The 11766-nt window shown below is 71.6% G+C and carries 12 protein-coding genes; 5 read left to right on the forward strand and 7 right to left on the reverse strand.

Features of this window, described 5'->3' with window-relative positions:
* Positions 1-65: 65 nt before the first annotated feature.
* Positions 66-698, forward strand: a complete 633-nt coding sequence (locus tag RBJ77_RS18445) for an ATP-binding protein (protein ID WP_372346030.1) — start codon at positions 66-68, stop codon at positions 696-698.
* Between the two features lie 34 nt (positions 699-732).
* On the opposite strand, the gene RBJ77_RS18450 is transcribed toward RBJ77_RS18445, so the two are convergent.
* From RBJ77_RS18450 to RBJ77_RS18475, 6 genes are read right to left on the reverse strand one after another with little or no spacing between them, the layout of a single operon-like run.
* Positions 733-2448: a CocE/NonD family hydrolase gene (locus RBJ77_RS18450; RefSeq protein ID WP_372346031.1), complete on the reverse strand. Its 1716-nt coding sequence runs from the start codon at positions 2446-2448 to the stop codon at positions 733-735.
* 17 nt (positions 2449-2465) lie between these two features.
* Positions 2466-3422, reverse strand: a complete 957-nt coding sequence (locus RBJ77_RS18455; protein WP_372346032.1) for an MBL fold metallo-hydrolase — start codon at positions 3420-3422, stop codon at positions 2466-2468.
* Positions 3419-4372 carry an alpha/beta hydrolase gene (locus RBJ77_RS18460; protein ID WP_372346033.1) on the reverse strand — a complete coding sequence of 318 codons (954 nt, stop codon included), beginning with the start codon at positions 4370-4372 and terminating at the stop codon, positions 3419-3421. Before RBJ77_RS18460 ends, RBJ77_RS18455 begins: the two co-directional genes overlap by 4 nt.
* 5 nt (positions 4373-4377) lie before the next feature.
* Entirely contained in the window at positions 4378-5493 is a 1116-nt protein-coding gene (locus RBJ77_RS18465) for an FAD-dependent oxidoreductase (RefSeq protein ID WP_372346034.1), read from the reverse strand.
* Positions 5494-5503: 10 nt separating this feature from the next.
* A complete protein-coding gene (locus RBJ77_RS18470) occupies positions 5504-6457 on the reverse strand; it encodes a phosphotriesterase (protein WP_372346035.1) in 954 nt (317 codons plus the stop codon).
* A gap of 50 nt (positions 6458-6507) precedes the next feature.
* Positions 6508-7482 (reverse strand): phosphotriesterase, encoded by a 975-nt coding sequence (locus RBJ77_RS18475; RefSeq protein WP_372346036.1) that lies wholly within the window; start codon positions 7480-7482, stop codon positions 6508-6510.
* Positions 7483-7660: 178 nt separating this feature from the next.
* Here RBJ77_RS18475 and RBJ77_RS18480 point away from each other — a divergent pair, with 178 nt between their 5' ends.
* The 4 genes from RBJ77_RS18480 (at position 7661) to RBJ77_RS18495 (ending at position 11093) form a co-directional block, all read left to right on the forward strand.
* Positions 7661-8833: a cytochrome P450 gene (locus RBJ77_RS18480; protein WP_372346037.1), complete on the forward strand. Its 1173-nt coding sequence runs from the start codon at positions 7661-7663 to the stop codon at positions 8831-8833.
* Entirely contained in the window at positions 8830-9018 is a 189-nt protein-coding gene (locus tag RBJ77_RS18485; RefSeq protein WP_372346038.1) for a ferredoxin, read from the forward strand. The genes RBJ77_RS18480 and RBJ77_RS18485 overlap by 4 nt, the downstream gene beginning before the upstream one ends.
* 157 nt (positions 9019-9175) lie before the next feature.
* The gene (locus RBJ77_RS18490; protein WP_372346311.1) at positions 9176-10159 is read left to right on the forward strand and encodes an NAD(P)/FAD-dependent oxidoreductase; all 984 of its coding nucleotides are present in this window, start codon (positions 9176-9178) and stop codon (positions 10157-10159) included.
* 10 nt (positions 10160-10169) lie between these two features.
* Positions 10170-11093, forward strand: a complete 924-nt coding sequence (locus RBJ77_RS18495) for a LysR family transcriptional regulator (RefSeq protein ID WP_372346039.1) — start codon at positions 10170-10172, stop codon at positions 11091-11093.
* Here RBJ77_RS18495 and RBJ77_RS18500 read toward each other — a convergent pair whose 3' ends face one another.
* Entirely contained in the window at positions 11094-11702 is a 609-nt protein-coding gene (locus RBJ77_RS18500; RefSeq protein ID WP_372346040.1) for a TetR/AcrR family transcriptional regulator, read from the reverse strand.
* Between the last annotated feature and the right edge of the window lie 64 nt (positions 11703-11766).

Here is an 11766-nt window from a genome sequence, read left to right on the forward strand (position 1 = left end):
GGCCCCCTGCACCTGCCCGTACCCCTCCCCCTCCCCCTCGCCCTCCCCTTGCGCATACTTCCTTGATGGAGACACCGAGGGCTTCCTGGCGGAACACCACACACGACTGGGCCGCCACCGTGGACCACGACCACCTTGAGCACGTTCGCCGGAATCCTTTCTCGTTCGCGCCCGGCGGCCTGCTGCATCTGGTCCTCGAAGTCGTCGCCTACGCGGCGGACGAGGCCGACTGCGGCAGCGGCGGGCACTGCCGCGTCACCCTCGGCGCCGACGGGTCCGTGGCCGTCGCCGACGACGGGCGCGGCACCGACACACGCGTCGACGAACAGGGCGAGGTCGTGAAGAAGCCAGTGATGGCGACGAAGGACCTCCGCTTCTTCGACGACCCCGCCGCCCCGCCGCTGCCCGACGGACATCCGCGCCGGGGCATGTCCGTCGTCGCAGCCCTGAGTACGTGGCTCATCCACACCAACCGCCGCCACAACGGGTCGTGGCAGCAGCGGTACGGACTCGGTGTGCCCACGAGCGGTCTGGAGCCGGTCGTCGACGACGGAAGCACCGGGACCGTCGTGCACTTCCTGCCCGGCCCGCCCCTGCGCTCGGCTCACGCCCTCGGCCCCGACGACCTCGACCGGATCGTGGCCGCTCGGCCGCGGCTGCACGTCGAGATCGACGATCGCCGGGCCGCCGCCGGGTGAGGCGCGCTCGGGGGGGGCGCGCCGGTTCATCCGGTCAGGTCGTCGTGAACGGCAGGACCAGGCGGGAGGGGTGCGCGGCGTCGCGGTAGATCCGGTGCGTCACCGGGCGGCCCACCGGCAGATGGAAGGCGTCGGGCGGCAGCAGGGCGTTGTGGGCGTCGGCGAGGGGCTCGTTGTTGGAGAGTTCCGCGACCAGGCGGTGGCCCTGCCGGAAGGTGGCGGCGAACGGATAGAGCCGCAGCACGTACTCCTCGATCCTTCCGGGCTCCACCGGTACGGACCGGGTGTGCGGGTGGTAGGGGTCGCCCTCGGTGGTGCGCTCCTCGTCGAGTTCGCGGTGCGACGCCTTGAGGTAGCCGGTGGTGATCAACTGCCGTCCGCCGCCCGGGGCTTCGTCCCACAGGCGCAGGATGAAGTTGGTGTCGGGCTGGTCGATCTCGGCGAACAGGTGCGCCGCACCCGTGCCGATGAGTTCGGCGGGTTCCTCGAACGGCTCGGTGCTCCAGGTCAGCACCTCCACCTTGTCGGTGACGGTGAGCGGTGCCTGGTAGAAGCCGTCGGGGACGGCGTGCTCGGCGCCCATCGACTCGGGCTCGAAGGAGAGCTTGTGGCGCGGGCGCAGGTGGAGCGCCTTGTGTGCGATCTCCTTGGGCGGCCATTGCGCGGCGGTGACCACCTCGCGCGAGCCCTCGACGAAGACGCTGACGGCCGGCTCGTCCATGACGCCGTTGTCGATGCCCTTCAGCCAGTACTCGTACCAGCGGAACATCTTGTCGTGCTCCTCGATCCAGGGGCGCGACTGCATCGGCGGGTAGGAGCCGATGTCCAGCTTCTTGGGGCCCTTGAGGGCGTTGAAGAGCTCGATGTGGCCGTCCACCGTCCAACCGCGGCCCTGGTCGATCTGGAGATACACCGGTATGTCGATGTTCCGGGCCAGGTTGACCGGGTTGCGTTCCTCGTACCAGTCGCCGTCGAGGGGGTTCATCACGATGTCGAACCAGAACTCGCGGTTCTTCGGGTACTTGAGGACGTGCACGAGGTTCGGCCAGGCGGCCACGTCGGGGTCGGCGAGGCGTTCGTCGACGAGCTTCTTCAGCTCCTGCGGTGAATACACCTCCTGCATACGGGACTTGACGTCGGTGTGGGCGATGCCGGAGTCGCCGCCGCGGCCCTCGCGTGCCGCGCGGGGCATGAACCACATGACGCCGCCGTGGTACGTCGTCTCGTAGAAGTCGAAGTGGCCGCCGCTCACGAAGATCGCCTTGAGGTGCGGGGGCCGCTCGGCGGCGGCGAGGACCTGCATCGAGCCGAAGTACGAGATGCCGATCATGCCGACGTTGCCGTCGCACCAGGGCTGCGCGGCGACCCACTCGACGACGTCGTACAGGTCCTGGCCCTGCGGGACGCCGCCGAAGTTGTAGTTGCCGATCATGACGCCGCCGGAGTCGCCGGTGCCCCGCATGTCGCCGATGACGTGGACGTAGCCCTCCTTGACGACGCGTGCGATGTCGCCGGCCTCGATGCAGCCGTCCCACATGGGGCTCGGCCGGCGCTGCGGCGGGGTGGTGAGGGCGAGGGCCTGGAGCTCCTTGCCGTAGGCGCTCATCGCGATGAGCGCGGGGCGGGGGGTGTCGTCCACGGCGTGGTAGGCGTCGGCGGCGAGTTCCACGCCGTCGCGCAGGGGGACCCGCAGGTCCTTGCGGACGGCGATGGTCTGCTCGCCCGCCCGCAGCGTCTGGATGTCGGTCATGGTGCGCTGCTCCTGTGTCACGCGTTCTGGTCGGACTGCTCGCGGTAGCCGTGCATCGACGTGAAGAACGGCGAGGGTTCGAGGGTGGGGTCGCCCGTGTAGCCGACCGCTTCGGCGACGGCGGCGAACGGGGAGTACGGCGAGTCCGTCTCCCGGTGGCCAGCCGCCAGGCAGGCGCGGGCGGCCGCGCCGACCCGTTCCTCGGCGGCGAGGCTCTGGGTGAGGGCCTCGTGGGCCTGGGAGGCGTCCAGTTCGACGCCGTAGGGAGTGCCGTCCGCGCGGCGGTAGGGGTGTCCGAGGTACAGGTGGTGCGGGCGGATCTCGTCGCGCAGGCGCACCAGGCTGCCGCGGTACGCGGCCGGGTCCGTGTAGCCGGGGAAGCCGTTCGCGGCGCCGTGGACCTGGACGGCGTCGCCCACGAAGACGGAGCGCTGCCCGTCCACGGAGTAGGCGACGGAACCGGGGGTGTGGCCGGGGATCGCGTGGACGGAGACAGTGACGTCGCCGCCGAGCGAGAGGGTCTCGCCACCCCGGACGAGGAGGTGGGGTTCCATCTCGCCGGAGATGACGGCCCGTGTCGCGGCGCTCACGTTCGCCTCGCCTTCGGGGTCCGCCAGGTAGCGGCCCCGGCCGGCGAGGTACTCGTCGACGTGGGCGCGCCGGGAGCGGAGCAGCGGGGCGTCGGCCTCGTGGATGACGACCCGGGCACGCCGCCCGGTGCGCTCCCAGAGGGCGAACGCGCCGCCGATGTGGTCGATGTGACCGTGCGTCAGCAGGATCCAGCGGACGTCCTCGATGCGGCGGCCGATCGCTGCGAGGGCGGGGGCCATGCCCTCGTCGGGCGACGAGGCGATCCCGGTGTCGACGACGGCCGGTTCGGGTGCGTCGATGAAGAAGCTGTACAGGCCGAACCTGCCCCACGGGGAGACGAGGGGATGGACGGCGACGGTCTCGTGCTTCTCGGCATGCGTCATGGGGTGCGGCCCTCCCCCACGCGCCGCGCCGGACCGTCGATGAACTCGGCTGTCTGCGCGAACACCTGGTGGAACTCGGGGATCCAGGAGAAGTGCTGGACGAAGCCGTGGCCCGCGCCCACGTACCGGCTGACCGTCGTCTCGACGCCGGCCGCGCCCAGGCTCCGCCCGTACTCCTCGCCCTCGTCGCGCAGCGGGTCGAGTTCACCGGTGACGACGAGTGCGGGCGGCAGGCCGGTGAGGTCGGCGCGTTTCACGGGCGAGACGAGCGGGTCGGCGGGGTCGGCGCCGCTGTCGAGGTAGAAGGCGTTGAAGGGCCGCAGTCCGGCCGTCTCCAGGCCGTAGCCCTCGGCGTTCTCGCGCAGTGAGGCGTACCGGTCGACGTCGAAGTCGAGGTCGAGGGAGGGGTAGTAGAGGATCTGGTGGGTGATGCGGTCGAAGCCGTCGTCGTGGGCGCGGGCGGCGACGGCGGCGGCGAAGGTGCCGCCGGAGCTGTCGCCCGCGACGGCGAGGGTCGTACCGTCCCAGCCGAGCGTCGCCCCCCGCTCGACGGCCCAGCGCACGACCGCGTAGCAGTCGTCGAGTCCGGCCGGGTAGCGGTGTTCGGGTGCCAGGCGGTAGCCGACGGAGACGACCTTGAGTCCGGTCTCCTTCGCCAGTGCCCGTGCGACGTGGTCGTGGGTCTCCAGGCTGCCGAGGAAGAAGGCGCCGCCGTGGAAGTAGACGAGCAGGCCGTGCCGTTCGGCGTCGTCGGGCGTGTAGACGCGGACGGGCACGTCGCCGGACGGGGTCCGGGCGGTGGTGTCCCGGACCGTGTGGAGCGGCAGTCGGTCGGCGGCGGGCGCGACCTGGGTCTCGTCGGCGGCGCGCAGCGCGACCGGGTCGAGGGGGCCGTCGGGCGGGGCGGGCAGCGCGGCCAGGACCTTGGCGATCTCGGGGTGCAGCGGCATCGGGGCTACTCCTTCGGTGCGGTGGCCGCGGGCTTCTGGCCGGGGAACACGTCGTCGATCTCCGCCTCGGTCCAGCCCTGGCGCGAGATGCGCTGCAGCTCGTCGGTGACCGGCTTACGGGTGGCCTGGTAGTGGGCCAGTGCCGCGGGCAGGGAGGCGGCGTCGCGCAGGGCGTCGGCGAGTGCTCCGGCGTCCTCGATCGCGGAGTTGGCGCCTTGGCCCTGGTGGTGGAGCATCGAGTGGGCGGAGTCGCCGACGAGGACGACCGAGTCGGAGTGCCAGGTGTCGATGGGGTCGATGTCGTAGACCGCGCGGATGTTGACAGTGCTCATGTCGAGATCGCGCGTGATGCTCACGAGGCGCTCGTCGAAGCCCTCGACGGTCGCCATGAGGTCGTCCTTGGTGACCTCGGGCGCCCACGTCCCGTCCGGGCACAGGGCGGTGATGTCGAAGGACACCTGGCCGCGGTGACGCAGCGGCAGGAGGTAGACCTTGGTGCCGCGGCCGATGTACATGCGCAGGTTGTCGTCGGTGACCATGCCGTGGGCGGCGTCGGCGGAGATGACGGCGCGGTAGGCGTGTTCGCCGGAGAAGACCGGCTGCGCGGCGCTGAACAGCTGCTCGCGCACGACGGACTTGATGCCGTCGGCGCCGACGACCAGGTCGGCCTCGACGGTCCGGCCGCCCGTGAAGGTGAGCCGGGAGCGGTCGCCCAGGTCCTGGACGCGCTCCAGCTTGTGGCCGAGGTGCACCATGCCGTCGGGCAGGACGCCGAGGAGGGCGTCGATGAAGTCGCCGCGGTGGATCAGGTGGGTGCGGGTCTGCCCTTCGGCGGCGGGCCACGCCTCCTTCATGATCGGTTCGGCGTCCGCCGTCAGGATCTCGAAGTACTCGCTGGGCGAGCTGACGTCCGCGACGGCGTCGAAGGTGCCCCACTGGCGGAACCGGTTCATGGTGGCGGGTCGCAGTCCGATGCCGGCACCGACCTCGCGGATGCGGCCGGCCTGCTCGTAGACGTCGACCTGGGCGCCGAGCAGGCTCAGCGCCTTGGCCGCCGCCGCGCCGCCGTATCCCGCCCCGACGACCGCGATCTTCAGTTTCTTCAGGTCAGAGGAGTGCATGTGTGTCTCTCTAGTTCTGGACGGTCAGGAAGTCCGCGGGGTTGTCGACGAAGATCGTCCTGATGGCGGTCTCGTCGAGGCCGGCGTCGCGGAGGTCCGGGATGAGGTCCTCGAAGATGTAGTTGACGGTGTGCCCCTTGACGCCGGGCCAGCCGAGCGGGCTGCAGTTGGCGTCGGCGGAGGCGAGCACCTGCTTCAGGCGGCCGTCGCCGATGAACCTCAGGAAGTGGTCGAGCCGTTCCTGGCGGGGGCGGGCCCAGAACGGCGGGTCCGGCAGCTCGGTCTCGTAGCCGAAGGTGTCGAAGCCGATGCGGCCGCCCTGCTCGGCGATCCACACGTCGCGCGTCTTGTCGGCGTTGACGCCGTCGTCGACGTGGCCGAACAGCACGCGGTGCAGCGGGAGTCCCTCCTCCTCGAAGATCGCGATCGCGTTCTCCGCGTCGATGGCGAGGTGGGTGAGGATCGGTACGCCGGTGGTGAGGGCGGCGCGGGCCGCGGCCCGGTAGATCCGCTTGTCGAGGTCCGTCATCCGGCCGCCGCGGCTGACGCCGACCTTGATGACGCCGGCGGGGCTGCCGGTGCCGGCGATGCCGACGGTGATCTCGTGGACGAACTGCCGCATCAGGTAGTCGACGTCGGCTCGGGCGAAGTGCGGCAGGGCGGTGTCGCCGCCGACGAAACCGGTGCAGGCGACGATGTGCACGCCGGTCTTGGCGGACAGCGACTTGTAGTGGTCGACGTCGCGGCCGTTGCAGATGCCGGTGGCGTCGACGAAGGTGCCGCCGCCGTGGTCGTGGAACCGCCGCAGCTTCGGGACGGTCTCCTCGTAGCGCCGCTCCGGGGTCTTCCACCACTGCGTGTCCAGCTCGGAGCCGGGCATGCCGTAGCCGATGTGCTCGTGGACGGCCACGAGCCCCAGCTCCTCGGCCGGGACGGGTCCCAGGACGGTATTCACTCGCGACACAGAACTCACCTTCAGGGAGCGGAATTTGATGGGTCGGCGCGTCGGTGCGGTCAGCGCACGGACAGCAGGTCGCGCGGGTTGTCGACGAGGATCCGCCGCACGTCGTCGTCACCGAGTCCCTGCGCCGTGAGGAGCGGGACGAAGTCGGTCAGCAGGTGGCTGTAGGCGATGTCGTTGCCGGAGTGCCCCTTGGCCACGCCGGTCGCGCTGCTCGACAGCAGGACACGGTCGCCGTGCCCGGCGCGCACCAACTCGGCCACGAGGGCCGCGCGTTCGGGATCGGCGAGGTGATCGGGGTCCGCCGCGCCGACGTGGTCGAGGGCGACGTACGCGCCGCGCCGGGCGACCCCCAGGGGTGCGCCCGCGGCGACGACGTCGACGCGGTCCAGATCGCCGACGACGACGCGGTCGGCGGGCAGCTTCTCGTCGAGGACGACGTCGAGGTCGTGGACGGCGTCGGCGCCGGGGCGGACGGAGACGGCGACGCCGGTGCTCAGGCCGGTGCGCGCCGCGCCGCGGAAGAGGCTCTCGTCGGTCGCGGTCATCCCCGTACGGGTCGCGGTGGTGGCCACGAGCCCGGCGGCGCCGCGTCGCTCGACGCGCGGCACGACCATGCCTTCGGTGACCTCCCTGGCGAACAGGTCGGCGAACCTGTCGGCGGGCCACGGCGTCGGCGGGTTCGTCTGCGGTGTCAGGAAGTAGCCGCCGAGCAGTTCCTCGGGCCCCTGGCCGGTGGAGGCCACGACGTGCACGCCGGTCGCGCGGGAGAGGGCCTCGTACAGCCGGACGTCGCGGCCGTGGAACATGCCGGTGCTGTCGACGACGGTGCCGCCGCCGTGGGCGCGGAAGTCCGTCAGCTTCGCGGCGAGGATCTCGAAGACCTCGGCGCGGTCGATGGTGATGTCGAAGGCGTGCTCGGCGCCCGGGACCACGGACAGCAGCGCCTCGTGGACCGAAACGACACCCAGTTCCCCGGCCGGCACGGGGCCGAGGACGGTGTTCACAGTGTTGCTCTTGCCGCTCATGCCTGCCTCACGTGTGCGGGATGGGGTGCTCAGCACCCTGTGGCTGCGCTCACGTTAGCCATTCGCTTTACATGACGTCAATGAAACAGACACTGTGAAAAAATAATGAATGGCGCGCATGCTTCGGCATGCCAATCATTCATTTGTTCGATGCCGGGCGAGCCACTTCACTGAGCCCATGAGCACCCCACCCACCTCGGACGTCGACCTGTTCGCCGATGACGTCGTCGTCGACCCGTATCCCGCGTACGCCGCGCTGCGGGAGCTCGGTCCGGTCGTCCGGCTCCCCTCGAACGACCTGTACGCACTCACGCGCTACGACGCCGTGCGCGGCGCACTCGCGGACTGGGAGTCCTTCTCCTCGACCTCGATCGCCTTCAACCCGGCGGCCGACGAGGCGCTCACGGGCACCTCCCTCGCCTCCGACCCGCCGGAACACACCCGGCTGCGCGCGGCGCTCACCGAGAACCTGACGCCCCGTGCGCTGCGCGGACTCAAGGGCGGCATCGAGGCGAAGGCCGACGCCCTCGTCGCCGAACTCGTCGACCAGGGCTCCTTCGAGGCCGTCGACGCGCTCGCCCGCGCCTTCCCGCTGGAGGTCGTGGCCGACCTGATCGGCTTCACCGGGCACGTGCGCACCAACATGCTGCGCTGGGGCCAGGCGGCCATGCAGGTCATCGGGCCGATGAACCGGCGCACCGCCGAGAGCTTCCCGGTCGCGGGCGAGCTGTACGCGTGGTGCGCACAGGTCACCGCCGACGACCTCGCCGCGGGGTCCGTGGGCCGCGGCATCTTCGAGGCCGAGGCCCGCGGCGCCGTGCCGCCCGGCACGGCGGGCCACGTCATCCACCAGTACCTCGGCGCCGGTCTCGACACCACCGTGGCCGCGATCGGCAACGTCGTCGCCCTCTTCGCCGCGCACCCCGACCAGCTCGACCTGGTCCGCGCCGACCCGTCCCTGGTACCGGCCGCCTTCAACGAGGTACTGCGCCACTGGCCGCCCGTCAACGCCTGGGGCCGCCGCACCACCAAGGACGTCGTCGTCGACGGCGCCGTCGTCCCGGCGGGCTCCCAGGTCGCCCTCCTGCTCGGCGCCGGCAACCGCGATCCGCGGCACTACGACGACCCCGACGCCTTCCTCGTCGCCCGCAACCCGGTCGACCACCTCGCCTTCGGCTACGGACCGCACGGCTGCGCCGGCCAGGGACTCGCCCGGCTGGAGGCCCACGCCGTCATCGACGCACTGGCACGGCGCGTCCGACGCCTCGTCGTCGGCCCCGAGGTCCGCGTCCCCGCCAACATCACCCGGAGCATCGAGCGGCTCCCCGTCCTGGAGGTGATCCCCGCATGAAGATCGTCCTCGACCGCCCGCGCTGCGAGGGTCACGGCCTGTGCGAGGAGGCCGCACCCCAGCTCATGCACCTCGACGAGCACGGTGAACTCGTCCTGGACCGCGAGGAGTTGGCGGAGAGCGACACCTCTCCGGCGCAGGCCGCCGTACGCGTCTGTCCGGTCGCCGCGCTGAGGATCGCATGAGCACCACAGCGGCCGGCCGCATCGTGGTCGTCGGCAACGGGATCGCCGGCCTGACCGCCGCCGACAGCCTGCGCGAAGCCGGGTTCGACGGCGACCTGACCATCGTCGGCGACGAACCGCACCCGGCGTACAGCCGCCCGCCCTGTCGAAGGCACTGCTGCGTGACCGCGACGCCCGCACCGCGCACGAGCTGCCCCCGGCAAGCCACGGGGCGACCGAACTGCTCGGCGTCCGCGCGACCCGGCTCGACCTCGCCCGGCGGCGCGTCGCCCTCGACGACGGCACGGACCTGCCGTACGACCGGCTGGTCCTGGCCACCGGATCCCGGGCCCGGCGGCTGTCCGGCCTGCCCGACGAGGCGACCCTGCGCGGGCTCGACGACGCGGTGGCCCTGCGCGACCGGCTCGCGTCCGCACCGTCGGTCGTCGTGATCGGCGGCAGCCCGCTCGGCATGGAGATCGCATCGGCGTGCGTGGGTTCCGGCTGCCGCACCACCCTCGTCTCGCAGGGCACTCCGCTCACCCGGCAGCTCGGCCCGCACCTCGCCGGTGTCTTCGTGTCCGCAGCGCTCAGCAGCGGGCTGACTCTCGTACGGACCGAGACGGCCGCGCGGATCGACGGGACCACGGACGCCGGCCGGGTGGTCCTCGACAGCGGGGAAACCGTCGAAGCGGAGCTGATCGTGAGCGCCGTCGGCGACGTCCCCAACACTCAGTGGCTCGCGGACACCGGACTCACGGCGAACGGAGCCGTCCCGGTCGACGTGCGGGGCCTGGCCCGGCCGGACGTCGCGGCCGTCGGCGATCTCGCGGCCTTCCCCACCCCGCACGGAGTGCGCCGCGTCCCGCTGTGGAGCAACACGATCGAGCAGGCCAGAACCGCGGCACGCGCCCTGCTCCACGGCGACCAGGCTCCCCCGCTGCGCTTCCGGCCGTACTTCTGGACCGAGCAGTTCGGCCTGACCCTCAAGGCGGCCGGACGGCTGCCGACGGCCGGAGTGCCCACCTATCTGGAGGGGGAACCGGGCGGCGGACCTGCGTTGATGCGCTGGTCGCACGCCGACGGCAGCGCGACGGCCGCCGCGCTCGGCCTGCGGGTGCCGATCCCCCGGCTGCGCCGGATGACGGAGCCGACGACGTAGGGTTCGCGCCATGGCTGACGACGGAACGGGCACCACGGGTTCGGGTCTCGACCGGCTCGCCTCGGTCAACCTCAACCTGCTGGTGCCCCTCCTCGCCCTGCTGGAGGAGCGCTCGGTGACCAGGGCAGCCGAGCGGGTCGGCCTGTCCCAGCCGGCCATGAGCCACGCCCTCACCCGCATGCGCCGTCTGCTCGGCGACGAACTCGTCGTCCGGCACGGCAAGGGCGTCACGCTCACCCCGCACGCCCTGGAGCTGATCACGCCGCTGCGCCGCGCCCTGCAACAGGCCGCGCACATCGTGAACTTCCCCAGCTTCGACCCCGCCACCGACGAACGCGTCGTCACGGTCGCCATGACGACCAGCACGGCGTCCGTGATCGGTCCCCCGCTGACCCGGCTCGTCAGGCGGCGGGCCCCGCGCGTGACCCTGCGCCTGCGGACGTTCACGGTGCCGACCGAGGCCACCTTCACCGACCACGGCGTCGACGTCACCCTCGTCTCCGAGGGCCACGTGTCGCCGTTCCCGCGCGAGCGGCTGTACGACGACCGGTGCGTGGTCGTCGCGTCCCCCGACGCCCCCGCCGAAGCGAGCGCGCTCGACCTCCTGACCACCCAGCCGCACGTCGTCGTCGACACCGGCCGCCAGGTGTTCCCGTACGCCGTCCTCGACGAGCGCGAGATCCCCTACCGGATCGGGCAGTTGGTGTCCGACTTCCTGCTGGTGCCGTATCTGGTCTCCCGCGCGGGCGGCGTCGCGCTGCTGCGGCAACGGGTCGCCGAGGCCATGGCGCCGCTCTGCGGCCTGCGGACCGAGGAGTTCCCGTTCCCGCTGCCCGGACTCGGCATCGACATGGTCTGGAACCCCCGGATCACCGACCAGTACGTCGTCGAGTGGCTGCGGTCCCTGCTGTTCGACGCCGCGCGGCGCCCGTGATCAGGCGAGGAGCCGGACCCAGCTGGCGCCGAGCTCGTCGAGCATCTGCTCACGGGTGAGCTTCCAGTCGGTGCGGTCCCAGTGCTGGGCGACGTAGTCCAGTTCGGCCATCGCGAGGACGCCGCGGAAGTGGCGCTGGTGCGGTTCCAGCCGGCCCGCCGCCGTCAGTCCGTCCTCGATGTCGCTGATGGCTTCCTCCAGCCAGCGCTCGACGAGGTCGGTGAGGTCGGGGTCGACCACGGCGGCGTCACGGCCGATGCGGATGATGGGCCGGATCGTGGGCCAGCTGTCCGCGGCCTGCCGCAGCCACGCCATGATCGCCTCGGGCGTGCCCTCGGTCACCGTGGCGACCAGACCCTGCGCCGTGGAGCCGTGCTCGGGCGAACGGACGCGCTGCAGCGCCTCGTTGAGCTGTTCGTCGATGAGCGCCTTCATCAGGTCGCTGCGCGAGGGGAAGTACGCGTAGAAGGTGACGCGGGTGGTGCCCGCCGCCTTCGCGATGTCGTCGACCTTGGTGGCGGCGTACCCCTTCGTCTTGAACAGGTCGAGTCCCGATTCCAGCAGCAGGCGGCGCGTCATCTGCTTCTGCGCCTCACGAAGGTTCGCCATGGTCACGATCCTAACGTCGTGTACGGAACCTTGACGCAGACGCAGATGACCGCCGGGACCCGGG

It is taken from the genome of Streptomyces sp. KL116D (assembly GCF_030766975.1).
GTDB lineage: Bacteria > Actinomycetota > Actinomycetes > Streptomycetales > Streptomycetaceae > Streptomyces > Streptomyces longispororuber_A.